27 protein-coding genes and 2 pseudogenes are annotated in these 25,558 nt (G+C 39.4%); 6 read left to right on the plus strand and 23 right to left on the minus strand.

Annotated elements, in window-relative coordinates; translation table 11 throughout:
• The 20 genes from BHE89_RS03775 to yceD form a co-directional block, all read right to left on the minus strand.
• The coding region (locus tag BHE89_RS03775) for a YqiA/YcfP family alpha/beta fold hydrolase (RefSeq protein ID WP_286145865.1) at positions 1–340 on the minus strand (340 nt) is incomplete at its 3' end.
• Positions 337–1,356 (minus strand): beta-N-acetylhexosaminidase, encoded by a 1,020-nt coding sequence (gene nagZ / locus BHE89_RS03780; RefSeq protein ID WP_036937719.1) that lies wholly within the window; start codon positions 1,354–1,356, stop codon positions 337–339. The genes BHE89_RS03775 and nagZ, both read right to left, overlap by 4 nt.
• 38 nt (positions 1,357–1,394) lie before the next feature.
• Positions 1,395–1,853: a protein kinase family protein gene (locus tag BHE89_RS24905; protein ID WP_286145866.1), complete on the minus strand. Its 459-nt coding sequence runs from the start codon at positions 1,851–1,853 to the stop codon at positions 1,395–1,397.
• Positions 1,854–1,987: 134 nt separating this feature from the next.
• The gene (locus BHE89_RS24910) at positions 1,988–2,281 is read right to left on the minus strand and encodes a hypothetical protein (protein ID WP_286145867.1); all 294 of its coding nucleotides are present in this window, start codon (positions 2,279–2,281) and stop codon (positions 1,988–1,990) included.
• Complete coding sequence (locus BHE89_RS03790; protein WP_069368125.1) at positions 2,274–2,855, minus strand: penicillin-binding protein activator LpoB; 582 nt, start codon at positions 2,853–2,855, stop codon at positions 2,274–2,276. Before BHE89_RS03790 ends, BHE89_RS24910 begins: the two co-directional genes overlap by 8 nt.
• A 17-nt stretch (positions 2,856–2,872) precedes the next feature.
• A complete protein-coding gene (locus BHE89_RS03795; protein ID WP_069368124.1) occupies positions 2,873–3,274 on the minus strand; it encodes a YcfL family protein in 402 nt (133 codons plus the stop codon).
• 39 nt (positions 3,275–3,313) lie between these two features.
• Positions 3,314–3,664, minus strand: a complete 351-nt coding sequence (gene hinT, locus BHE89_RS03800; RefSeq protein ID WP_069368123.1) for a purine nucleoside phosphoramidase — start codon at positions 3,662–3,664, stop codon at positions 3,314–3,316.
• Positions 3,665–3,706: 42 nt separating this feature from the next.
• Positions 3,707–4,492, minus strand: a complete 786-nt coding sequence (locus BHE89_RS03805) for a metal-dependent hydrolase (RefSeq protein WP_069368122.1) — start codon at positions 4,490–4,492, stop codon at positions 3,707–3,709.
• Between the two features lie 49 nt (positions 4,493–4,541).
• Positions 4,542–5,552: a DNA polymerase III subunit delta' gene (holB, locus tag BHE89_RS03810; protein WP_128860309.1), complete on the minus strand. Its 1,011-nt coding sequence runs from the start codon at positions 5,550–5,552 to the stop codon at positions 4,542–4,544.
• Positions 5,549–6,196: a dTMP kinase gene (gene tmk / locus BHE89_RS03815; protein WP_069368120.1), complete on the minus strand. Its 648-nt coding sequence runs from the start codon at positions 6,194–6,196 to the stop codon at positions 5,549–5,551. The genes holB and tmk overlap by 4 nt, the downstream gene beginning before the upstream one ends.
• Before the next feature lie 2 nt (positions 6,197–6,198).
• Positions 6,199–7,221, minus strand: a complete 1,023-nt coding sequence (gene mltG / locus BHE89_RS03820) for an endolytic transglycosylase MltG (protein ID WP_069368119.1) — start codon at positions 7,219–7,221, stop codon at positions 6,199–6,201.
• Between the two features lie 17 nt (positions 7,222–7,238).
• A complete protein-coding gene (gene pabC / locus BHE89_RS03825; RefSeq protein WP_069368118.1) occupies positions 7,239–8,066 on the minus strand; it encodes an aminodeoxychorismate lyase in 828 nt (275 codons plus the stop codon).
• Between the two features lie 134 nt (positions 8,067–8,200).
• Positions 8,201–9,442 (minus strand): beta-ketoacyl-ACP synthase II, encoded by a 1,242-nt coding sequence (gene fabF / locus BHE89_RS03830; protein WP_069368117.1) that lies wholly within the window; start codon positions 9,440–9,442, stop codon positions 8,201–8,203.
• Positions 9,443–9,516: 74 nt separating this feature from the next.
• Positions 9,517–9,753, minus strand: coding sequence for an acyl carrier protein (gene acpP / locus BHE89_RS03835; RefSeq protein WP_004247087.1), 237 nt, complete (start codon positions 9,751–9,753; stop codon positions 9,517–9,519).
• A 157-nt stretch (positions 9,754–9,910) separates the two neighbouring features.
• On the minus strand, positions 9,911–10,645 hold the full coding sequence (fabG, locus tag BHE89_RS03840; RefSeq protein WP_069368116.1) for a 3-oxoacyl-ACP reductase FabG: 735 nt from the start codon (positions 10,643–10,645) through the stop codon (positions 9,911–9,913).
• An 8-nt stretch (positions 10,646–10,653) separates the two neighbouring features.
• Entirely contained in the window at positions 10,654–11,586 is a 933-nt protein-coding gene (gene fabD / locus BHE89_RS03845; protein ID WP_069368115.1) for an ACP S-malonyltransferase, read from the minus strand.
• A 19-nt stretch (positions 11,587–11,605) separates the two neighbouring features.
• Positions 11,606–12,559 (minus strand): beta-ketoacyl-ACP synthase III, encoded by a 954-nt coding sequence (locus tag BHE89_RS03850; RefSeq protein WP_069368114.1) that lies wholly within the window; start codon positions 12,557–12,559, stop codon positions 11,606–11,608.
• A gap of 4 nt (positions 12,560–12,563) precedes the next feature.
• Complete coding sequence (gene plsX, locus BHE89_RS03855; protein WP_074454081.1) at positions 12,564–13,601, minus strand: phosphate acyltransferase PlsX; 1,038 nt, start codon at positions 13,599–13,601, stop codon at positions 12,564–12,566.
• A gap of 24 nt (positions 13,602–13,625) precedes the next feature.
• Positions 13,626–13,796 (minus strand): 50S ribosomal protein L32, encoded by a 171-nt coding sequence (gene rpmF / locus BHE89_RS03860; protein ID WP_006537252.1) that lies wholly within the window; start codon positions 13,794–13,796, stop codon positions 13,626–13,628.
• A 5-nt stretch (positions 13,797–13,801) separates the two neighbouring features.
• Positions 13,802–14,335, minus strand: coding sequence for a 23S rRNA accumulation protein YceD (gene yceD / locus BHE89_RS03865; protein WP_069368112.1), 534 nt, complete (start codon positions 14,333–14,335; stop codon positions 13,802–13,804).
• Between the two features lie 141 nt (positions 14,336–14,476).
• Between yceD and BHE89_RS03870 the strand changes: the two are divergent.
• A pseudogene (locus tag BHE89_RS03870) lies at positions 14,477–15,077 on the plus strand (Maf family protein).
• 109 nt (positions 15,078–15,186) lie between these two features.
• Complete coding sequence (locus BHE89_RS03875; RefSeq protein ID WP_286145869.1) at positions 15,187–15,525, plus strand: hypothetical protein; 339 nt, start codon at positions 15,187–15,189, stop codon at positions 15,523–15,525.
• A 103-nt stretch (positions 15,526–15,628) separates the two neighbouring features.
• On the opposite strand, the gene rluC is transcribed toward BHE89_RS03875, so the two are convergent.
• The gene (gene rluC, locus BHE89_RS03880; protein ID WP_069368109.1) at positions 15,629–16,582 is read right to left on the minus strand and encodes a 23S rRNA pseudouridine(955/2504/2580) synthase RluC; all 954 of its coding nucleotides are present in this window, start codon (positions 16,580–16,582) and stop codon (positions 15,629–15,631) included.
• A 533-nt stretch (positions 16,583–17,115) separates the two neighbouring features.
• Between rluC and rne the strand changes: the two genes are divergently transcribed.
• Entirely contained in the window at positions 17,116–20,565 is a 3,450-nt protein-coding gene (gene rne / locus BHE89_RS03885) for a ribonuclease E (protein WP_069368108.1), read from the plus strand.
• 184 nt (positions 20,566–20,749) lie between these two features.
• On the opposite strand, the gene tmaR is transcribed toward rne, so the two are convergent.
• Both tmaR and BHE89_RS03895 read right to left on the minus strand, forming a co-directional pair.
• Positions 20,750–21,088, minus strand: coding sequence for a PTS system regulator TmaR (gene tmaR, locus BHE89_RS03890; protein WP_036937771.1), 339 nt, complete (start codon positions 21,086–21,088; stop codon positions 20,750–20,752).
• Between the two features lie 256 nt (positions 21,089–21,344).
• Positions 21,345–22,607, minus strand: coding sequence for an MFS transporter (locus tag BHE89_RS03895; protein ID WP_069368107.1), 1,263 nt, complete (start codon positions 22,605–22,607; stop codon positions 21,345–21,347).
• A 252-nt stretch (positions 22,608–22,859) separates the two neighbouring features.
• On the opposite strand from BHE89_RS03895, the gene BHE89_RS03900 reads away from it, so the two are divergent.
• The 3 genes and pseudogenes from BHE89_RS03900 to sbcB all read left to right on the plus strand — a co-directional run bounded on the left by BHE89_RS03900 (position 22,860) and on the right by sbcB (position 25,449).
• Positions 22,860–23,267, plus strand: a complete 408-nt coding sequence (locus BHE89_RS03900; protein ID WP_069368106.1) for a VOC family protein — start codon at positions 22,860–22,862, stop codon at positions 23,265–23,267.
• 36 nt (positions 23,268–23,303) lie between these two features.
• Positions 23,304–23,831, plus strand: a complete 528-nt coding sequence (locus BHE89_RS03905; protein WP_128860310.1) for a LysE family translocator — start codon at positions 23,304–23,306, stop codon at positions 23,829–23,831.
• Positions 23,832–24,017: 186 nt separating this feature from the next.
• Positions 24,018–25,449 (plus strand): annotated as a pseudogene (gene sbcB / locus BHE89_RS03910) (exodeoxyribonuclease I).
• Positions 25,450–25,558: the final 109 nt, after the last annotated feature.

The raw sequence follows: 25,558 nt of genomic DNA on the forward strand, positions 1-25,558 counted from the left end.
ATCCACCTAATCCTACACCGCAAATTAATACAGGCTCTTTTGTGGATTTAATCACTTTATCCGTTTCTTTCAGTAAATGCTGCATGTCATGACGAGGATTACATAAGAAACCAATACGCTCTGCCCAATATCCACCTAATCCTACACCGCAAATTAATACAGGCTCTTTTGTGGATTTAATCACTTTATCCGTTTCTTTCAGTAAATGCTGCATGTCATGACGAGGATGCAACGTACTGTAACTTAAAAATCGGACATCAGGATCAATAAACTGTAGCTGTAAAATTTTCTCATGATTTCCAGGACTCGTGGAATCAAAACCATGTAAATATATAATCATGCTCGCTCCTGCCATTGCTCCTGTAATTGAGTCAGCAACTGATTCGCTTTTTTCCAACGATCAGAGGTTTGTAGCTCACTCAATGTGTAACGACCTCGGTGATGGTACAATGTGGAAATGCGTTCTGCTTTGACGGAGGACAGGTTATCTAACACACTCACCGCCCCTTTTCGGTTATTACACACTAAAAGCATATCACAACCAGCATCTAGTGAACGTTGTGCTCTTTCCGCGTAACTCCCCATAATGGCAGCACCTTCCATTGATAAATCATCAGAGAAGATAACACCTTGGAAGCCTAACTGTTCACGTAAAATAGATTTCAACCAGTACGATGAGCCACTTGCAGGACGTTCATCAACCTGAGAATAAATAACATGAGCAGGCATAATCGCATCTAATAACTGGCGTTGAATAAAATCTTTAAAAATAGACATATCACGTTGTCTAATGTCATTTAAAGAGCGATCATCCCGAGGTGTTTCTTTATGCGAATCAGCCCTTACAGCACCATGCCCAGGGAAGTGTTTACCTGTTGATTTCATACCCGCTGAGCGCATACCTTTAATAAAGCTCTCTGCCATTGTCATTGCAATTTCAGGTGAATCATGGAAAGAACGCTCACCTATGGCAATACAGTTATGACCTAAGTCGAGCACAGGTGCAAAACTGATATCAATGTCCATGGCAATCATTTCTGATGCCATTAACCATCCCGCTTCTTGTGCTAAATGACTCGCTTGATAACTTTCATTTAATGCCGCATAAGATTGGGCCGCAGGTATACGCGTAAAACCATCACGGAAGCGCTGTACTCGTCCCCCTTCTTGATCTACTGCAATCACAAGACGCTCATGAGATGCATCACGAATTTGACGAACTAATTCATTTAATTGTTCAGCATCGTGGAAGTTGCGGGTAAAAAGGATTAATCCACCGACAAGAGGATGCTTTAAAATTTCACGCTCTTCACTATCGAGTTCATATCCTTCAACATCAAGCATTACTGGACCCATAACATTCCTCTCTTTGTAATTGTGACAAGATAATGTCTTTAATTCGTCAGACTGAAATAGCGACGTAAAGGTTCAGACATTATTAAAAATGATCCATCTTTTGTTTGTTGCCAACGGACTTCATACCACATTAGCATCATATAAAAAATGAATGGTTCTCTTGAAAAAATACGCTCTCTCAACTCGCTCATAGAATGAACATCCGTCTCTTTGGGTTGAGCATAATGACAATGATACGAATAATAATAATCCAAAAACGTGTTTTGCTGCGATTCATTGAGTTGATTTGTTGCAAAGAATGTCATCAACGAATCCGCCGTATCAATATCGGCCGCATATTCCCAATCAATAAATTTTATACCGGAATCACTAAGAAGAATATTATCAACATGCAAATCCATGTGAGCAGGCGCGTATTTTATGAGATTGCATTGCGGTTGGCGTAAAAAAAGATTGTTGCAAGCGTAACCATTTAGCAGATAAGCGTTTTCTATCAATACCCTGCCAATAAATTAATAACTCATGCTTTAAATTAAGAGGAAAGCCAAACGGTGTCTGCTGATGGAGAATTGCTATTTTTTCAGCCAATGGTTTTAAATAAGTACTAAAAAGTGATTCGTGGGTAAAATGTTCACCCTGTAACCAATAAAGAAAAAAACCACGCTTTATAACGTGTCGCAACTTTAGGTGATAAGTGAGAGCCTGATAGCTGTTTTAAAATGGTGTATTCTTTTTTTCCATGTACATAAAGCAATTTTTTTTCATCGCCATAATAGCGAGCGACCCAGTCAATACGTTCACACTGCACACGAAAAACACCACCGCCAGATCCTTCTAATGCAGTGATTTTCCATTGACTTAATGCCGTTGCAGGGAAAAGTGCTTGCAAGGCATTAAGCAAACTCGAGTAATGCGGATCATTCAACCTTATGGCGCCCATGCCAAAGGATCTCGCCAGAAGAAACCGACATTAACTGCATACTAATCACACGGTTATCTTTTTTGCCATCAACCGTTGAGAATAAAATATAATCCGCTTTTAAATAACGGGCGAGGCCAATTGCTGCGCTACGAAGACCTAGGCTATCTTCACCAGATAAACCGAGCGCTTTTCGCGCTGACATCATTTGCGCATAAGGCACCGTTTGCAATGCACTAATACTATTAACTGATTCAATGATAGTATTTGTTGCATTTACTGCTTGGATATTCCCACCTGAATTGTTTTTAACATTATCAACAACGATAAGCTTACCTGCCTCTAAATCATCAGTCACCGCCATTTCTCTAATTAACGGTGTGACAGCGGCATTCCAATTAATACTCGTGATTTTAGGTGGCGTTGGCACAACTTCAATCGGTGGCTCTATGGGTTTAGGCGGCTCTACTGGCTCTGTAGGTGTAACGGGTTCAACAGGTGCAGGCGGTTGTTGTGGCAACATTGATGGACAACCTGCTAATAAAAACACAGACATTGCCACAAATATAACTCTTTTCATGCTCGTGTTACCTTATCCTAAGTAAAGAGATAAACTCTGACATAACTAATGGTTTTATTTGGTATCTCACCACTAATTTCGGTATCACCATCACCAAGAATAGTCACATCATTTACATTTCCAGCAGGGGAAACTTCAAGTCCTTGTTCGTTATACCAATAAAAACGATAGCGAATAGAAACAGGATAAGATTGTGTATTTGATAACATGACTGTCGCTTTTGTACCATTAGCGTGGTGTTCAATAGTTGGCTGACCCGCAACAACGCCTACCACTAATACTGAAGGCTCCATAATGATAGCCTGTTGACGATTGAAGTAGAGTTTATTATCTGAATGAGATGATAAACATCCTGAAAGCAATGTCGTCATAAATACAGCGATAAGTAATGAATAAACGGCCTTAGCTTGTCTTATCATGTATGACTTCCTGTTATCCTGCTGTTAGCATCACATCAATTACTGGCTTAATAATGGCCCTAATGGTTTTCCACCAAGTAAATGCATATGAATATGGAAAACTTCTTGCCCACCATGTTTATTACAATTTATGACTAAGCGATAACCATCTTCAGCAATACCTTCTTGTTGTGCAATTTTTGCTGCAACAACAAACAGGTGTCCTAATACTTGCTCGTCTTCCGCAGTAACATCATTTACCGTAGGAATAAGTTTATTAGGAATAATTAAAATATGAGTGGGTGCTTGAGGTGAAATATCACGAAATGCAGTCACTGTATCATCTTGAAAAACGATATTGGCTGGAATTTCACCACGAATAATTTTACTGAAAATTGTTTCTTCTGCCATTTCCATCACCTTATTATTTATTTTAATCCCTGATTAATTCTATTAAGCAGGTAAGTTTTGAATATGAAAGAGTTTAGCAAAATTGCGTGTTGTTTGTTGCGCTAACTCTTCAACACTCACCCCTTTTAAGACAGCCATATACTCTGCAACATCTCGGACATAAGCAGGTTGATTTTCTTTTCCACGATGAGGAACTGGCGCTAAATAAGGGGAATCGGTTTCAACTAAAATTCTATCAAGAGGAACAATACGAGCAGCTTCTCTAATTTGTTCCGCATTTCTAAATGTCACGATACCGGAAAAAGAGATATACATACCAAGATCAAGTAATGCTGTTGCAGTCTCTTTATCTTCAGTAAAGCAATGCAGAACACCACCACAATCTTGAACTTTCTCTTCTTTTAAAATGGATAACGTATCTTCGCGAGCACTGCGTGTATGCACAATAACGGGTTTATTAACTTGGCGTCCAATACGAATATGCTCACGGAAAATTTCACGTTGTAGCGCAGCATTTTCTTGTTGGTAATAATAATCTAATCCTGTTTCACCTAAAGCAACAACATCAGGTGCGGCAGCTAAACGTGCTAATGCTTCAATATCATGACCTTCATCTAAATTTAAAGGGTGGATCCCACATGAAAAGGCGATATTGTCACGTTTACCGATTAGCTCACGCATACTCTTAAAACCTGGTAAAGTTGTTGCCACCGCTAACATATATTGAACATCACGCTGCTGTGCTTTTTTAACAACATCATCAATATTTTCATGCAATTTTTCATAATCTAAGCAGTCAAGATGGCAGTGTGAATCAACTAAAAACATAACTTACTCTCATTTATCTGGTACAACTTATAAGTGTTTTTTATTACAACTAAATCATTATTAATATATAGCTAATTAATTTTTTGTATCTAGCTGATTTTCCCCAATCTAGCAGCTGTTCTACTAGTAATAACTCTCTATTTAATGCAGGAATAGTCATTAACTGATAACGACACTGTTTCCAACCATCAATAATGGATAACAAAGTACCCGAAGACCATTGTGATAACGCCATAATCAATGCTTGCTGATCTTGGTTCACACAATACACTTGTGCATTGGTTTGGTATTTTAAGGCATCAAGCAGCAGTGATAATAACCAATACAAGCGACGTTCAGCATTATCTTGATTTAATTGTGGCAAAAATGCATATAAATCACGTTTTTGTATGCTTGCATATAAGGCTTGGCAAAAAGCGTCTCTTTCTTTCCACTCATCCTTCAATAATGAAAGCGCTAGAACGGGTGCGTTCTGAGATAAATTTAATGCCGTCACACTATTTGCATAAGGAATGTTTGGTAATTGTTGCTGTAACCAGTGCGTTGCGTGTTGAAGATCTGGCGTTGCTAAATGGTAATAAAAACAACGACTACGCAATGTTGCTAATAACACTTCCGGTTGCTGGCAATTCAGTAAAAAGTAAGTGTTTTTAGGTGGCTCTTCTAACGTTTTGAGCAATGCATTTGCTGCTGCTTCTGTTAATGCTTCAACGTCTTTTATCCAAACCACTCTAAAACCACTTTGTTGAGCATGATGCTCCAGCTTTTCAGTGACTTTTCTTACTGCTTCAATACCTATTGAGGACTTACCCTTTTCACTCTGCAAAATATGCCAATCAGGGTGTGTTTCAGCGAGCATCAAACGACAGCTATGACATTCATTACAACTTTTTAATCCCTGTTTATTCTGGCACATTAACCAACGACTTAATCCATAAGAGAGCGCTTCTCCTCCCATGCCTTGTATCGCATGTAAAAGCAAAGCATGATGACCTCGCCCTTCTTGATACATGCTAATAAGTTGTCGATATGCCTGATTTAGCCAAGGATACCAATTCATAGTGATTTATTTTCCTGCTGAACGAGCCACGCTGTTAATGTTTGACGGATATCTGCTTGTACTTTTTCAATCGATTGGGAGGCATCTATCGTGATAATGGTCTCATCATCTTTCGCCAATGCTTGATAACGTTCACGAGTGCGATAAAAGAAATCCATAGATTCTTTCTCAATTCGGTCTAACTCACCGCGTGCACGCGCTCTAGCAAGACCAATAGCCGGATCTAAATCAAGATATAAGGTTAAATCAGGGCGAAAATCACCAAGCACCGTATTGCGAAGTGACAACATCAGATCTTTATCTAAGCCGCGCCCGCCTCCTTGATAAGCTTGTGATGAGAGATCATGTCTATCTCCAATAACCCATTTACCTTCCGCAAGCGCAGGCTTTATCACGCTTTCTATAAGCTGAACACGCGCTGCATATAACATCAACAGTTCAGCTTTATCCGTGACTTTTTCGCCTTCAATACCTTGCTTGATAAGCTCCCGTAATTTCTCTGCAAGGGGGGTACCACCCGGTTCACGAGTAAATGCTAGGTTGGTGATACCTTTATCTTTAAGTGTATCGATAACCGTTTGGATCGCGCTGGTTTTTCCAGCGCCTTCAAGTCCTTCAATTACAATAAATTTACTGTTGTTCATAATTATCTTTGTTGTAAGCGTCGATATTGTGCGACGGCTTTATTATGTTCATTGAGTGTAGTTGAAAATTTATGACCACCCGTTCCATCCGCAACAAAATAGAGATAACGTGTATCCGCTGGATGTGCAGCAGCTCTAATTGAAGCGACACCTGGCATTGCTATTGGTGTTGGCGGTAAGCCATCAATTTGATACGTGTTATACGGTGTGTAGCCATTTAAATCACTACGATAAATCGTACCTCTATATTTATCACCTAAACCATAGATAACCGTTGGATCAGTTTGTAATCGCATATTCGTTTTTAATCGATTAACAAAAACAGATGCAACCTTGGTTCTTTCAGCATCAATACCTGTTTCTTTTTCAATGATTGATGCCATGATAAGCATTTCATAAGCCGATTTATACGGTAAATCACTATCGCGTTTAATCCACTCTTCTTCTAATGTTTTTTCCATTTGCTGGTAGGCACGTTTTAAAATTGCAACGTCGGTCGTGCCCGCCGTGTAATGGTAAGTATCAGGTGCAAACCAACCTTCTAAATTAGTAATTTCAGGTTTTATTCCTATTTCTTGACGTAGCTTATCGCTATCCATCGTGTGTGCGACAGCCACAAGTTGAGGTGCTTGCTCAAAAATAGATTGCCAATCCTTTAAACGACTGCCTTCAATAAAACGGATAGAAAACTGCGCCTCTTTACCGCTCTTGATAAGCAGTAAAACATCACGCAATGTCATCCCTTTTGTTAAACGGTAAGTGCCTGCTTTAAATTGGCTTAATTCTGGTTTGACTTTTAATAAAATCTGAAAATAATCCCCTTCATTCAGCAGATTATTTTTTATTAATAGTTGCTCCATGGCAACACGCCCAGTTCCTGCTGGCACAGTCAGTAACATTTCATCTTGTTTTACAACAATATTTTCTTCTAAGCCCCGAATATGTTGCACCATATACAATGCCACTGCACCAAGGCTAATCAATAAGGCAAAAAAAACTATCCATACTATTTTTTTTATCTTCATTTATAACTCATTACATTCTATTTAAGTGACGAACTGTGTTGTAAAACAACATGATAATAATCCCTATTAGGATAGAGATAGCACTTATCATCTGAAAAAGTGATTTGTGAAACGGGGATCACTGGCATCAACGCATTTGTTAACCATATTTCATCAGCCTGATAAAGTGTTTCAGGTTTTTCTCTCACAATATCGACTTCCCAATGTTTTTTTTGAGCGAATTGAAAAATAGATTGACGCATAATGCCATTGACTCCTGAATTAGTCAGATTGGGCGTAAAAAGCCGATTTCCTTTGCGCCAAAAAATATTCGCCGCATTAGCTTCAACTAAATATCCGTCATTATCACACACTAAAACATCATCAAATTCTGTTTTTTCTAAATGGTATTTGATAAGAACTTGTTCTAAACGATTGAGATGTTTGATCCCAGCCAACAAAGGGTTTTGCCCTAAGGTAACAGGACTTATCCCTAGCGATATACCGTCACTTTGCTGTTGAAGATAATGAGTAGGATAAGATGACAACGACATGATTACCGTCGGTGCTATAAATCCATGGGAAGAATATCCTCGCCCACCATAACCACGACTAATAATAATTTTAATAACACTGGGTGTTTGCGCCAGAGAGGCGATATCTATAACCTGCTTTTTTAGTTCAGACCAATTAGGATGAGGTAAAAAGAGCGTATTACAGCCTTGTTTTAAGCGATTTATATGTGCAGATAACAAAATGGGATCACCCTGCTTAACAGCAAGTGTTGTGAAACAGCCATCGCCAAACTGTATCGCGCGATCACTGGCATCTACATTTTGCTGCTGTTGTCCATTTACCCAATACATCTAACACACCTTACATCTATGTTATTGATATCAACCTGCACATGATAAAGCAACTGGCAGTAAAAGGACAAAATAAAAGACCCAGAATAATCCTGGGCCTTTAAATATTATTTCAACTTTCTACAAAAAACGGCTTATACGCGTTTAAAGAGAATTGAACCGTTAGTACCACCAAAGCCAAATGAGTTACATAGCGCATATTCCATGTTCTCAACTTTACGAGCTTTATGTGGAACAAAATCAAGATGACAATTTTCGTCTTGATTATCTAGGTTAATTGTTGGTGGTACAATTTGATCACGCAATGAAAGGATAGTAAAGATAGACTCAATAGCACCCGCAGCACCTAATAAGTGACCTGTCATCGATTTTGTTGAGCTAACTAACACATTAGTGCCTTTGCCAAATACGTTTTCTACTGCTTGTGCTTCAGCAACGTCGCCAGCATTTGTTGATGTACCGTGTGCGTTGATATAACCCACTTCTGATGAGGCAATACCCGCATCTTTCAGTGCATTTGTCATTGCCAGCGCACCACCTTCGCCATTTTCTGCTGGTGAAGTCATGTGATAAGCATCGCTGCTCATACCAAAACCAACCACTTCAGCATAAATTTTAGCGCCGCGGTTTTTAGCGTGTTCATACTCTTCGAGAACAAGAACACCCGCACCATCACCTAATACAAAACCGTCACGATCTTTATCCCATGGGCGGCTAGCTGCTTGAGGGTTATCGTTACGTGTTGATAATGCACGTACAGCACCAAAGCCCCCTAAACCTAATGGTGTGGTTGCTTTTTCGGCACCGCCTGCCAGCATTGCATCTGCATCACCATAAGCGATAATACGTGCAGCATGTCCAATATTATGAACACCTGAAGTACACGCTGTTGCGATAGAGATTGTAGGGCCACGAAGACCATACATAATGCTTAAATGCCCTGCAACCATGTTAATGATGGTTGAAGGTACAAAGAATGGGCTAATTTTACGAGGGCCACCATTCATCATCGATGTATGGTTTTCTTCGATAAGGCCTAAGCCACCAATACCAGAACCAATAGCAGCTCCAATACGACTTGCATTGGCTTCTGTTACTTCAAGACCTGAATCCGCAATGGCCTGCACACCAGCTGCAATACCATATTGAATGAAAAGATCCATCTTACGCGCGTCTTTACGCGAAAGATTATAATCTTCATGATTGAAATCTTTTACCAATCCAGCGAATTTAGTCGCATGATGACTGGTGTCAAAATCTTCGATAAGGCCGATACCACTCTGTCCGGCACACACAGCTTCCCAAGAAGCTTCTGCGTTATTACCGACAGGAGATAACATGCCTAGTCCGGTCACAACTACACGACGCTTAGACACGCTTATCCTCCAAGGAGGGAAAAAGTTTAGGATTAAAAATATAGGCGGTCGAGTGACCGCCTAGATTAGCAAGCTTATTTACCTGCGTTTTCAACGTAATCAATAGCAGCTTGAACTGTAGTAATTTTTTCTGCTTCTTCGTCTGGGATTTCGATATCGAATTCTTCTTCCAGAGCCATTACCAGCTCAACTGTGTCAAGAGAATCAGCGCCTAAGTCATCAACAAATGAAGCTGAATTTACAACTTCTTCCTCTTTAACACCCAGTTGTTCAACAATGATTTTCTTAACGCGTTCGTCGATAGTGCTCATACTATTAAATTTCCTATCAAAACTCGCTTGCGCGATGATTTTCTTAGTTTATAAATACAGGAAAAGATCTAACCAATCCCGACTGTGTGGACTACTTTATTCGCTATATTTTGCATTATATTGTACGCAAAAAGCAAATATAAAGACGTCCCCATAATTAGATCATGTACATGCCACCATTGACATGCAATGTTTCACCCGTGATATAGCTTGCTTCATCAGAAGCCAAGAAAGCTACAGCACTGGCAATCTCTTTGGCATCACCTAAACGGTTAGCAGGGACTTGAGATAAAATACCTGCTCTTTGGTCTTCTGTTAATGCTCTAGTCATATCAGTTTCGATAAAGCCTGGAGCAACAACATTCACCGTAATGCCACGGGAAGCAACTTCACGTGCTAATGATTTACTAAAACCAATCACACCCGCTTTTGCCGCCGCGTAGTTTGCCTGTCCTGCGTTACCCATGGTTCCAACAACAGAACCAATAGTAATTATACGACCATAACGTTTTTTCATCATAGCACGCATAACTGCTTTAGACAGACGGAAGACTGATGAAAGATTAGTGTCGATGATATCTTGCCACTCATCATCTTTCATGCGCATCAACAGGTTATCACGAGTAATACCTGCATTATTGACCAAAATATCAATTTCGCCAAATTCAGCACGCACATCCGCTAAAAATTTTTCGATAGAGTCGTTTTCTGTGACGTTTAACACAAAACCCTTACCCTTATCACCTAAATATTCGCTGATAGCTTGCGCACCGTTTTCACTCGTTGCTGTACCAATTACTGTCGCACCGCGTGCAACTAAATCTTCTGCAATCGCACGGCCAATACCACGGCTTGCACCAGTAACTAGCGCTACTTTTCCGTCAAATCCCATGAGATCCCTCAGTCATTTCCTAATGCAGCATCTAATGATGCAATATCATTAACTGCTGCAGCGTTCATTTCTTTAGAAATACGTTTTGTTAAGCCAGTTAATACTTTTCCTGGTCCGATTTCTAATAGTTGTGTGATACCTTTTTCAGCAATAAGTTCAACCGTTTCAGTCCAGCGAACTGGATTATAAAGCTGGCGAATTAGCGCATCACGGATTGCATTTGCATCCGTTTGGGCTATCACATCAACGTTATTAACAACCTGAATTTCAGGTTGTTTAAATTCGATTTCTTGTAACGCAACCGCAAGCTTATCAGCGGCAGGTTTCATTAAAGCACAGTGGGAAGGCACACTTACCGCTAATGGTAATGCACGTTTAGCGCCCGCTTCTTTACATAACACACCCGCGCGCTCTACGGCTTCTTTGTTACCCGCAATAACAACTTGACCTGGTGAATTAAAGTTTACAGGAGAAACCACTTGTCCTTGCGCAGCTTCTTCGCAAGCTTTTGCAATAGCATCATTATCTAAACCGATAATCGCATACATTGCCCCCGTCCCCGCAGGCACTGCTTCCTGCATCAGTTGACCACGTAGTTCTACCAGTTTAATTGCAGCAGAAAAATCAATGACGCCTGCACACACTAAAGCAGAATATTCGCCAAGACTGTGACCTGCCATCATTTGTGGCATTTTGCCTTGTTTTTCTTGCCACACACGCCAGATAGCAACAGAAGCGGCTAATAATGCTGGCTGTGTTTTCCATGTTTTGTTTAGCTCTTCTTCAGGCCCATTTTGAACTAAATCCCAAAGAGAATAACCCAATACATCAGATGCTTGAGCAAATGTTTCAGTCACGATTGGATATTGCTCTGCAAGTTCTGCAAGCATTCCAACAGCTTGTGATCCCTGTCCGGGAAAAACCATTGCAAAATCAGTCATGTTTATTTTCCTGATAATATTAAAAACGGATAAGTGCAGAACCCCAAGTAAAACCGCCACCAAACGCTTCCAGTAAGATTAACTGACCACGTTGAATGCGATTATCTCTTACAGCTTCATCTAATGCTGTTGGGACTGATGCTGCTGACGTATTGCCGTGGCGATCTAATGTCACCACTACTTTATCCATTGTCATATCCAGCTTTTTCGCTGTCGCTGAAATAATTCTTAAATTTGCCTGATGAGGCACAAGCCAGTCCAGTTCAGATTTATCAATTTTGTTAGCTTCAAGTGTCTCATCCACAATGTGGGCAAGTTCACGAACTGCGACTTTAAAAACTTCATTTCCTGCCATCGTCACGTAAGCAGGTAAATCGTCATTTTCTCTACTCTGATAAGGTAATGCTAATAGTTCACCAAAACGTCCATCAGAATGTAAATGGGTAGAGATAATGCCTTCTTCTTCTGATGCACCCACAACCACAGCACCAGCTGCATCACCAAATAGGATAATCGTGCCACGATCTTCGGGATCTAACGCGTGAGATAATCTGTCAGCACCAATAACCAGCGCTTTTTTAACAGAGCCCGCTTTAATAAATTGATCCGCAATACTTAATGCATAAACAAAACCTGAACATGCAGCTGCAACATCAAAAGCAATACAGTCATTAATCCCTAATGCATTTTGAATTTGGCAAGCCGCGCTTGGAAATGCATGTGAACCAGATGTCGTTGCAACAATGATCAACCCAATGTCTTGTTTATCAATACCTGACATTTCTAATGCTTTTTCGCCAGCACCCGCCCCCATCACGGCGACCGTTTCGTCTTCTGTCGCAATTCGACGTTCATGAATACCCGTTCTGGTAACAATCCACTCGTCAGATGTCTCAACCATTTTTTCTAAATCGGCATTAGTACGCACTTGTACAGGCAAGTAACTACCAGTACCTAAGATTTTTGTATACATTCTATCAATCGCTCTTGGGTAATACTGTTGTCAGTCGTGAAGCAATTCGCTCTGGAATTTTTCGCTCAACGGCATGAACAGCCTGTTCTATTGCTGCTGTAAACGCGCTTTCATTTGCGCCACCATGGCTTTTAATGACGATACCGCGTAATCCTAACAGAGAAGCACCGTTATACTGGTCGGGGTTCATATGTCCAAAACGCTTAATTAGCCGTTTTTGTAACCATTTCTTTAATAATTTCATCCACCACGACGTTTTTTTATTTTCGGTAGTAGAAGATTTAATCAATGAAAGGAAAACTCGGATAACGCCTTCCATTGTTTTAAGGGAGACATTACCTGCGAAGCCGTCACACACCAATACATCAGTTTTGCCTGTCAATAACTCATTACCTTCAACATAACCAATGTAATTAATATTCGGTGTTGATTTTAATACCGTAGCAGCTTCGCGAATATTATCTAACCCTTTACTTTCTTCTTCACCTATATTTAAAAGCGCCACTTTCGGTGAATCGATCTCTGCTATCTCTTCGGCCATTACTGCGCCCATTACCGCAAACTGTACCAGCATTTTGCTATCACAATTAACGTTAGCGCCTAAATCCAGAACAACCGTCTTACCTTTCTTCTGATTAGGTAATATCGAAACCAGTGCAGGACGTTCAATTCCATCAATCGCATTGAGTCGAAGTTTTGCTAATCCCATCAACACGCCAGTATTTCCTGCACTTACACAAGCCTGTGCTTCTCCTGTTTTCACAAGATCAAGTGCCACTCGCATTGATGTGCCTCTACTCGCTCTAATAGCTTGTGAAGGTTTGGCATCATTGGCGACAATATGTTCTGCGGGTATAACTTGTAAACGGGAGATTAGCTCAGCATTTTGATTTGCAAGCAGAGGAGAGATAGAGTCTGGTTGACCTACCAGCAATATTTTTAAATGAGGATTAGATGCCAGCGCCCGCAAACAAGCAGGCACTGTGATGCGAGGACCGAAGTCCCCGCCCATCGCATCTAACGCTATGGTTAGATTTGTCAAGGTATCAACGAGCTATAAAGCTAATTACTTGTTGATAACCTTGCGGCCACGGTAGTAACCGTCAGCAGTTACATGGTGACGCAGGTGAGTTTCACCAGAAGTTTTGTCAACAGAAACCTGAGTTACTGTCAGCGCGTCATGAGAGCGACGCATACCACGTTTAGAACGAGTTGGTTTGTTTTGTTGTACGGCCATTGACCTTACTCCTTAGTACTTTTCTTTAAACTGGCTAATACGGCAAATGGATTTGGCTTCTCTGATAATTCTTCAGGGAGTTCACCAAATACCATATCCGCGTCGGACACTTCACAGTGTTCAAAATCATGTACCGGAACTACCGGCAAGTTGAGGATTATTTCATCTTCAATCATCGCCAGTAAATCTATTTCACCAAATTCGTTTACATCGACTGGTTCATATTCTTCCGGTAATGCCTCGGCCCGTTCATCACTGACAACAGGGCTAAAACAATATGTTGCGTGAACATGATACGGAAAATGGCCACCACAACGTTGACACTCTAAAGTCACATCCACATCGGAATGTCCTTTAATCACGGCAAGACGCTGATGGTCAATATCAAATGATAAAACCACATCAATATTACTGTCCACACTGACCACCGATTCAGCTAAGCGGCTTACTTGCTCTGGAGAATAATGACCGTCATAGTCTAAATTCTTTTGAGCTGCTCGCAGCGCATCAATGGTCAGGGGTAATTTTACCTTTTGCATAAGGCGCGCATATTATCTTTGTAATGGAATATAGTCAAAGAAAAAGGCGGGTTATCTACACCTTTCCACCAAAATTCGCTTTATCAGCGGCGCATAGTTTAGAATGTCAGGCATCATTTTGCTACGGATTTTAAAAAAAATATGTTGCCACTCGTTCTTGCGTCTACTTCACCCTTTCGAGCTCAGTTGCTAAAAAAGCTTGGAATGCCCTTTATACAGGCATCTCCAGAGATTGACGAAACCCCGATACCCACAGAATGCGCTCAAGATCTTGTCAGTCGTTTATCCTATGAAAAAGCCAGCGCTTTACAAGCAAAATTTCCGCATCACCTCATTATTGGCTCTGATCAAGTTTGTGTACTGAATAAAAAGATCACAGGAAAGCCTCATAATTTTGATAATGCCTTTGCACAATTAAAACAAGCTTCTGGGCAATGCATATCTTTCTACACCGGATTAACTGTATATAATAGCCTAACTTTAGAGCATCAAACGCATTGTGAATTATTTCAAGTTTATTTTCGCCACTTAACTGATGAAGAAATTATCAGTTATTTAAATAAAGAAATGCCTTTCAACTGCGCGGGAAGTTTTAAATCAGAAGGACTAGGTATTACTCTATTTGATAAAACTTGTCGGCGACGATCCAAATTCTTTAATTGGTTTACCACTTATCCGATTGAATAAAATGTTACTCTCGCAAAGAATAAACCCATTATTTTTCTCTGATGATCAAAAATAAATCTGGTCATCTTATTTTTAATCTTATGTAGCGATAAAGCGTATTATGAATAAATTAGCATCAGTCTTAACAGCTTTAGTGGTGGCAACAGCATTAGTGGGTTGTTCTGATGAAAAAGACACTGAAATTTCGACAACAAAAAAACACTAACACGGTAATTACTATCCAAGATAGTGTCATTTCAGACAAAAAAGATGACAGCACATCCTTATTCAAAAAGAATTTTGTCAGTAGCTGCATATTAGGTTCGGGTATTACTGATGATGCGCTCATCCCTCAAATTGCCGAAGTATGTGAATGTACTTACGACGGTATTATTAAAAATTACGGAATTACAGAATTTATCCGTGTAGATATGGAAATGCGCAAAAATGGTTCAAAATCACTGCCTAAAGAGTGGAATATTGATAAAGTCGTTGAACAATGCATGACAAAAGTGGAAGGTTAGCCCAATTTGCTATTCGCTTTTTCGTGTTTTAAGAAAAACAATACGCCCAGCTAACTGGGCGCATTGGGTATTCAGGTTTTCTGTCGAGGCAAAAACGTTAAACTTAAGATTTTTGGCTACGTAATACTTGCAAACAATGGCGTAACTGATTATCCATTGGCGCTTCAATGCGCATTTGCTCGCCCGTTGAAGGATGAGTAAATGTTAAAGAACTTGCATGTAAAAATAAGCGGTTAAGCTTTGTTCCTACCAATTGCGAATCAAAATCACGATCACCATAACGATCATCAAAGGCAATAGGATGACCAGCATGTAATGTATGCACACGAATTTGGTGTGTTCTTCCTGTCACAGGACTTGCTTTTACAAGTGTGGCAAATTCAAAACGTTCTTCAATCTTAAAACGTGTTTCTGAAGGTTTTCCTTCATTGCTCACTTTAACCACACGCTCACCACTTTGGAGAATATTTTTCAATAAGGGTGCCTGAACAACTTTAGTGTGAGATTGCCACTGACCACGAACTAAAGCTAAATAATCTTTTTGCATCTGCTTTAAGCGTAATTGTTCATGCAAAGCACGCAATGCTGAACGTTTTTTTGCTATTAACAAAACACCTGATGTATCCCTATCAAGACGATGTACAAGCTCTAAAAAACGGGCTTCTGGACGCAGAGCACGTAAACCTTCAATTACACCAAAACTTAATCCACTTCCCCCATGTACTGCTGTACCAGAAGGTTTATTGATGAGCATTAAGTGGTCATCTTCATATAAAATACAATTTGCCAACGCTGAAACTTTATCAAGTTTTGGTGATACAGCGATTTCTTCTTTTTCCGATACTCGCACAGGAGGAATACGGATACTGTCACCCGCATTGAGTTTGTATTCAGGTTTAATTCGCCCTTTGTTAACTCGAACTTCCCCTTTACGGATAATTCGGTAAATCATACTTTTTGGTACACCTTTTAAGCGTGCCAGTAAAAAATTATCGATACGCTGGCCTGCTTCATCGCCATCAATGGTGACGAACTGAACTTGATTAAATGATTTCATAGTGGCGATTCTTTGGCTCTCTTAAAATAAAAATAACAAACAACTTTGTGGTGTACAAAATAACATCAAATCTGTCGTCTATTTTAACCTGAATAATGGGAAAAAAGACGAAACATTAGCTAATCTCTCATATTTATACAGAAAAAAGTCACCAAAGCAGAAAAGTCATCTTGCTATAACCCTAACACCAATGGAATAATGCAGACTCTCCTGATTAAGTTTATCAGGTATATTTATGAAAATTTTGTTTGTTTGATTTTCAAAATGCAGCAATGGCGTAAGACATAGTCGAAAATCAAACAATTTAGTATGCCATAAATACATCGCTTATTGAGTTGAAACATCGTGTTCAATTAAAGAGTGCTGAATTTTTGAACTAAAAATCAGACTCACCGACATATTGCACCTCTATACAATCGACAACCGTGAGGTTGACGCATTTGTAAAAGACACGAGGTCATCGGTTATCAATAGTGTAATTACGTATGTTAGTGGCACATTATAAAACGTGAAAATAACGAGTAAGTCACAATATGAAAAGAATGTTAATTAACGCAACTCAGCAGGAAGAGTTGCGCGTTGCCCTTGTTGATGGGCAACGTTTATACGATCTGGATATCGAAAGCCCCGGTCATGAACAGAAAAAAGCGAATATCTATAAAGGTAAAATTACGAGAATTGAACCCAGCTTAGAAGCCGCTTTTGTTGATTATGGTGCGGAACGCCACGGTTTCCTTCCTATAAAAGAAATAGCCCGCGAATACTTTCCTAGTAACTATCACTCCCATGGTCGTCCTAACATCAAAGATGTCTTAAAAGAAGGCCAAGAAGTTATTGTTCAAGTTGATAAAGAAGAGCGTGGTAATAAAGGTGCGGCATTAACCACTTTTATCAGTCTTGCTGGAAGTTATTTGGTATTAATGCCAAATAATCCTCGGGCAGGCGGTATTTCTCGTCGTATTGAAGGTGAAGACCGTACTGAACTCAAAGAAGCCTTATCAAGCCTTGAAATCCCAGATGGTATGGGTCTCATTGTACGTACAGCAGGTGTTGGTAAATCTGCCGAAGCGCTACAACAAGATTTAAGCTATCGCCTAAGACACTGGGATGCAATTAAGAAAGCCGCTGAGAATCGCCCTGCCCCATTCTTAATCCATCAGGAAAGTAATGTCATTGTTCGCGCATTCCGCGACTACTTACGCCCTGATATTGGCGAAATTTTAATTGATAACGCAAAAGTCGTTGAAATGGCGCGTAGCCATATTGAAGCGATTGGCCGTGGCGATTTTGCGAGTAAAATTCGCCATTACACAGGTGCAGTACCTTTATTTAGCCATTACCAGATTGAATCACAAATTGAATCTGCATTTCAGCGTGAAGTTCGTCTTCCTTCTGGTGGCGCTTTAGTTATTGATACAACTGAAGCATTAACAGCGATTGATATCAACTCTTCACGCTCAACCCGTGGCGGTGATATCGAAGAAACGGCATTTAATACTAACTTAGAAGCCGCTGACGAAATTGCACGCCAATTACGTTTACGCGACTTGGGTGGTTTAATTGTTATCGACTTTATTGACATGACACCCGTGCGCCATCAGCGTGAAGTTGAAAACAGAATGCGCGAAGCGGTTCGCCAAGATCGTGCCCGCATTCAAATTGGACGCATCTCTCGCTTTGGTTTATTAGAGATGTCTCGTCAACGTTTAAGTCCTTCATTAGGCGAATCTAGCCATCACGTTTGCCCGCGTTGTTTAGGCACCGGCACGATTCGTGATAACGAATCACTGTCACTTTCTGTGTTACGTCTTATCGAAGAAGAAGCACTTAAAGAAAATACACATGAAGTTCATGCGATTGTACCTGTTCAAATCGCCTCTTATTTGCTTAATGAGAAACGTAAAGCTGTTACAGACATTGAACTACGTCAATCTAATGTCAAAGTGGTTATTGTGCCTAATGACCAAATGCAAACACCACATTTCTCTGTTATTCGTGTACGCAAAGGCGAAGAAATTACCTCTCTGAGCTACAACTTGGCGCAATTCCATGAAAGTCAGTTAAATGAAGCAGAGGACGATGTTGTTACAGAGCGTAAAGCGCCTGAACAACCTGCTATTTCAGCCTTTGGATTGCAAGAAGAAGAGACAACAGAAGCAACGAAAAGTAATAAAAAAGCACCTCAGCCTCAAGCTAAACCTGTTAAATCAGAACCAGCTCAAAGTGCAGGTTTCTTTGCCTCTATCGCAAAATTCTTCTCTAACTTATTTAGCAGTGAACCTGCGCCAGTGGTAACTCAAGAAAAACCACAAGAAAATAAAAAAGAGAATAACGACAATCGTCGTGAACGTCGCAATAACAATAATCGACGTAACACCAATAATCGCCGCGACCGTGATAACGATCGTAATCGTGATAACGCAAATAACGAAGACAATCGCAAACATCGTAATCAAAAATCACAATCAACGCCAACGACTGAAGTGAGTAGTGAACAAGAGATTGCGGAACGCGAAGCTCGTCGCCAACAGCGTCGTGAACAACGTGCTGAACAGCGTCGTCGCCAAGAAGAAAAACGTCAACAACAAGAAGCCGCTAAAGCACAAGCTGCGCTTGCTGAAAATGACACCGTTGCAAAAAATAGTGCTGATGAGAAGAAAGAAGAGCCTCGTCGCCCTGCTATGCAACGCCGTAATCGTCGTCAGCTAACACAATCTGTGCGTGTGACTGACAATGATAATGCATTAGCCGTTGTACCAGCGGTGACTGAAAAAGCGGTTTCTGAGCCACCAGTTTCAACATCACAAACCAAAGTTGCGCCAACTGAAAAATCCGCACCTAAAGCCGTCGCTACTGCAAAAATTGAAGCAAATGAAGAACAAACTGTAAAAGCCTTACCTGATGCAGCTAAACCACAAGATGACAATAAAAACGAAGATAATAACGGGCAAGATAATGTTATGCCACGTCGTTCTCGCCGTTCACCTCGTCATTTACGTGTAAGTGGCCAACGTCGTCGTCGCTATCGTGATGAGCGGACTTTAACAGTATCACCAATGCCTCTGACAATGGCGGTTGCTTCTCCTGAACTTGCTTCAGGTAAAGTCTTCATTCGCTACCCAATCACACCAGTAAGTGATGCACCATTTATTGAAAATAGTGTTGAAAACAACAGTAACGCGTCTGTTGAAAACCACATTATTACTCATAAAGATCCACAAATGGTAGCCATCGCGCCTGCGGTTTCAGAAGCTATTGTTGCTGATATTGCACAGGAAAGTTCTACTGAATCAACTTATTCTGTCACCGTTAGCACTGAATCAACCACTGAGGCTGTCGCTGAAATTATTGCCGTAGAGCCACAAGAAGTCGCAGCTGAAACTAATAACGTCGTAGAAAACAACGTTATCAGTGATGTAATTAATGAGGTAAATACAGAAGAGCACGTTACTCGTAAAGAGAATATTTCAGCGGTACTCAATACCACTGAAGCTTATTTGCATGAAACTTCACAACAAACTGAAACTAATACCGCACCAGAAGAAGTTGAACAAGATACTGTTGCACTTGTAGAGCGTGAGGTATCAGCGCCTCAACCTGTTGAAGCAGTAATAACAACTGAAGAACCTGTTGAACCACACAAAGAAGTTGCTGTTGAAACTGTGACTGACTCTGTTACTGAAGCGGTTACTGAAAATCAGCAAGAAGAAAGCGTAAGCCCTGCCGTGGAAGTTGAAACAGTAACAGAGAGCAAGCCAACTGCGCTTGTTATTCGTCAAGCGCCTGTTGTAGCTGCACGCCAACTACATGCAAGCTCACCAATGACAAAAGCGCCAGCTGCTGATGAGTCGCCTGTGGCAATTGAAATCAAAGCGTGGGAAGCACGTCCAGCTTTTGATAAGAAAGGCCGCACAGGTGCAGGTGGACATTGTTCTACTAATCACGCTTCATCAGAGATGACGAAAGCTGAAAGTCAAAACTGATAACAAACTGTTATTAAAAGTATCCTAATAATACTTCTAAATTGAGAACCCACCTTTGAGTGGGTTCTTTTTTTTTGATAATGACGAGTCAATTAACTTAGTGCTTATTCAGCCAACAATAAAATAAAAAAGCCCCTGAATATTCAATTCAGAGGCCTTTCATTTCTTATTCTTAGTCAAGCAATTAATCTTTTAGATCAGGGAGATTTTTAATTTCACCCATCGCTTTTAACTGCTTAGATAATTCACGGCGCTCTTTAGAGAGGTCAGCATTTTTAATAATGTAATCGTCAACACGATCGTCATAGTCACTACGCATATTAGCAATAATGCCTAGTACATCTTCAATCGACATACCCGGTTTAATGTATTCACTTAAGTTGTCTAACAAAAGAACACGTTTTTGGTTATCACGGATCTTTTTCTCATTGTCAGTGATCTCACGACGGATTTTGTTTTTACGACGATACATACGCACAAACTCCAGTACGTTTTGGAAAGACGGCTTGTTTGCGTTATCCATTTCCTACACCTTTACAATTGATATTTAAGATAAATAGTTCTGTTTAAGATTATCGCTTAATCGTGTCAATAAACAAGCGAAGTTTACAAATTTAATTGATTTCACTTAATTAACAATTAATTAGGATGATATGCATTAATAAATATAGTTAACATTCTTTAAGCCGTAAATGTTCACTTCATTAATAATAAGAAAAGGGCTACACATTTCTACGGGTAGCCCAAATCAACATGACAAAAGATAAATTAATCAGCAATTAAATAGGTTGTGCTTTATTTTGATCTTCGTGTTGTAAATCATCAATTGGCAATAACGCTTTCGCATCTGAACGTAATAACACCGCTGAGAGAAGCGTTGTGCCTATCACAATACATCCCATCACCATATAGGTTGGTGCAAAACCATAATGATCATAACCATAGCCAGCTAATGGAGATAATAATGTAGCGACAATAGAGCTCACACATTGAAAACCGACTAAATAGAGCGTTGAAGATAAACGTTTATCAAAGTGTTGGCTGTTATATTTAAAAATTGAAATCAATAAAATGGGTAATTCAACAGCATGTAATAATTTCATACAAGAGATCAAAATGGGTCCTTCAACTAGCCCAGAACCTATAATACGTGCAGCCATAACACTGCTTGCCAGTAATAACCCATTTTTAGCACCAATTCTATTTACAAGGAAAGGCGCGATAAACATACCACCCGCTTCTAAAAATACCTGCAATGAATTCAGATATCCGTACATCTCATTACCTTGTTGCAAGGTCGCAAATTGCGATGAGAAAAAGACGGGAAATTGTTGGTCATAAACCCCATAAACACAGGTGCCAATAACAAACAAAATAAGCGCCCAAAAACGAGGCAATGAAAGTAAATTCAGTGCATCTTTTATGGTAATAGCGGATGTTTTTCCATGCTCTAATTGATTAAATGCGTCTGATTTACCTGTTTTTAACAGTGCTAAAAGAATTAAAAACACAACACCAGAAATAGAAGCCATTACAAAATTATAATTAGGATCGATATTTATATTGTGTCCGGCAATAAATGTTGCAGATGCCCAACCTAATGATCCCCACATTCTCGCCCTACCGTATTCAAAACCACGAATACGACTAACACGCTCTGTATAGGATTCTAATACACCAATCCCCGCATTAAATGTCATACCAACATATAAGCCTCCAAGAATGGAGCCAACAAAAATATTCCAACGTAATATTGATGCGAAACCCAGAAAAAAAGGACCAGAAAGAATCAGTAAAACTGCAATCACTAATAATAAATTTTTTCTTAACCCTAATTTATCTTGAATAAAACCATATAAAGGTTGAGCACATAACGCAATCAGAGAAATTGCAGAGAATATTAATCCAGTATCAGTCGCTTTTAATCCTACATACTGATTTAGCCAAATAGAAACTAACGAGAAGGATGAAGACCAGGTAAAAAAGAAGAAAAATAATAGCGCACTTAAGATCGCATAGTATTTTTTTGAGTCTTTGTTCATTGGTTGAGCGCCTTATAAAATCATTTCACCCTTAAATGTTAACGTTAACTTTTAACTTCACAAACAATTATATCGCTTTAATGTGATATAAAGCACATAAGTTAACGTTAACAATTTGAGTTGTGTGTACTGGATCTACTTATTTTTTATTGCGAGGACTAACAGTAAAACGCACAAACAGATACCATATAATTCCTTTTCTTTAATTTCCTTTGATAAAATAGCGATATCCTCTATAACTCGCTTAAAACTATGTTAACTGATTTAAACCATCTAACACTCACTGTCAATAATGTGACCAAGAGCTTTGCCTTTTATACTGAAATATTAGGTTTTAAACCTCTTGCTTTATGGGATAACGGTGCTTATCTACAACTGGGCTCCTTATGGTTATGTTTATCTCACGATAAACGCCATATTACTGAAGACAGTGATTACACCCACTATGCTTTCAGCTTATCTGCAAATAATTTTGAAACCTTTAAACAGCACCTTTTATCCCATGGTATTACTGCATGGAAAGAAAATAAAAGTGAAGGTGATTCATTCTATTTTTACGATCCTGATCATCATAAACTTGAAGTCCATGTGGGTGATTTAAAAAGTCGCTTAGAAACTTGTCGTCAACATCCTTATTCTGGTATGCAATTTTTCGACTAAGTGAAGAATATAAGGACCACTGGTTAAGATAATACGATGGATATACTTGGTTTTATTATTACGTTGCTACCTATAATTATCTCTCCAGGTGCAAGCTTTACAATTGCTTTAGATAGCACCTTAACCTATGGCATAAAAGGGTTATTGACCACGATTATAGGCACCGCATTAGGCATTATTACTCACGGAATTTTGGTCGGATTGGGAATAACCAAATTATTAGTTTCATCCCCTTCTGCTTTTATGGTATTAACCATTTTTGGTAACTTATATTTAATTTATCTTGGAATTTCACTAATACATTCAGGATTAAAAGCCGCTAAAAACACCACAATTATTCATCAAAAAGCCTCTATCAAAACAGCTTATATTGCTAATGTGCTTAATCCTAAAGCAATTATATTATATCTTGTGGTTGTTTCCAGTTATGCAGGTGCGACACCAACACTAGGTCATTATCTTGTTTTATCTTCTATTCATATCTTAATGATGAGTCTCTGGCTGATGACTTGTTGTTGTTTTTATTTTATTATCATCAAAAAAAAATCAATATTGTTACTATGAAAAAAAGTGATCAATATTAGCGGTGGTACGCTCCTACTTATCCTCACCGCAATACCTTATATTAACGCATTTTAATCTGGTATTTCACGTTTACTACATTATGGTTTACCATGGTCTTCATTAAGCCCAATACAACTCATTGAATAATGATTTAAAAAATCATCAATACATTTACGGTAGGAAACCTTGTCTAATTCAGCGAAAACGCCCACATTTTACATCCATGACTACGAAACCTTTGGTACTCACCCAGCGCTAGATCGTCCCGCTCAGTTTGCAGGTGTAAGAACAGACATGGATTTCAACATCATTGAAGATCCTCTTGTGATTTATTGCAAACCTAATGATGATTATTTACCTCACCCAGAAGCTGTCATGATCACAGGAATAACACCACAAATTGCGGCAAAAAATGGAGTGATTGAAGCTGAATTTACTCGTCAAATTCATCAAGCTTTTAGCCAGCCGAATAGCTGTATTATGGGTTATAACAATCTCCGATTTGATGATGAAGTGACTCGTAATATCCTTTATCGTAATTTTTATGATCCTTATGCTTATAGCTGGCAAAAAGGTAATTCACGTTGGGATTTACTTGATGTTTTACGTGCCTGTTATGCACTGCGCCCAGAAGGTATTGTTTGGCCTGAAAATGAAGACGGTTTTCCAAGCTTCCGTTTAGAGTTATTAACCAAAGCCAATGGTATTTCTCATGAGAATGCGCACGATGCAATGTCTGATGTTTACGCCACCATTGCGATGGCAAAAAAAATTAAAACAAGCACAACCGCGTATGTTTGATTATTTCTTTAATTTACGCGATAAACGCAAAGTTCAGGCACTCATTGATATTCCGGCAATGACACCCATTGTGCATGTTTCAGGTATGTTTGGTGCCGCACGTTCTAATTTAAGTCTTGTTGCACCATTAGCGTGGCATCCTGATAATCGCAATGCGGTTATTGTTTGCGACTTAGCCGCAGATATATCCCCTTTATTAACACTCGATGCAGACCAATTGCGTGAACGTTTATATACACCACGTAGTGAATTATCAATTGATGAACCACCTGTTCCAATTAAATTACTGCATATTAATAAATGTCCCATTGTGGCACCGCAAAATACATTAAGACAGCAAGATGCAGATAGGATTGGTTTAGATGTTGATACTTGCTTAAAAAACCAAACAATCTTGTTTTCGCATCCTGAAATACGCAATAAAGTAGTGGAAATATTTGCGCAACAAACGCCTTTTGTTGTTTCTAATAATGTTGATTCACAAATTTATAATGGTTTTTTCAGTGAAAACGATCGTAGTGCGATGGAGATTATTCGCTCAACACAGCCACAGAACTTACCCGCTTTAAATTTAACGTTTGAAGATGCAAGAATGGAACCTCTGTTTTTCCGTTATCGTGCCAGAAATTATCCTTCAACGCTTAATTATGACGAACAACAACGTTGGTTGGCGCATAGAAAAGAGATGTTAACACCAGAAAAACTAACCGAATATATTAATACCATTCAGTTATTAGCAGAAGAACACGCCGATAATGAGGAAAAATTAAAACAGCTACAAGCACTTTATTCATACGCTCAAGAGATTGCTAGTTAATACTATTCAATAAATTATTAATCAATACCAGAGATTATTGTGATCTCTGGTATTAATATACCTTTCTAGGTATAAATTGATTATATATTTACGAATAGCTACGCATAAA

It is taken from the genome of Shigella sp. FC1967 (assembly GCF_001743005.1).
GTDB lineage: Bacteria > Pseudomonadota > Gammaproteobacteria > Enterobacterales > Enterobacteriaceae > Proteus.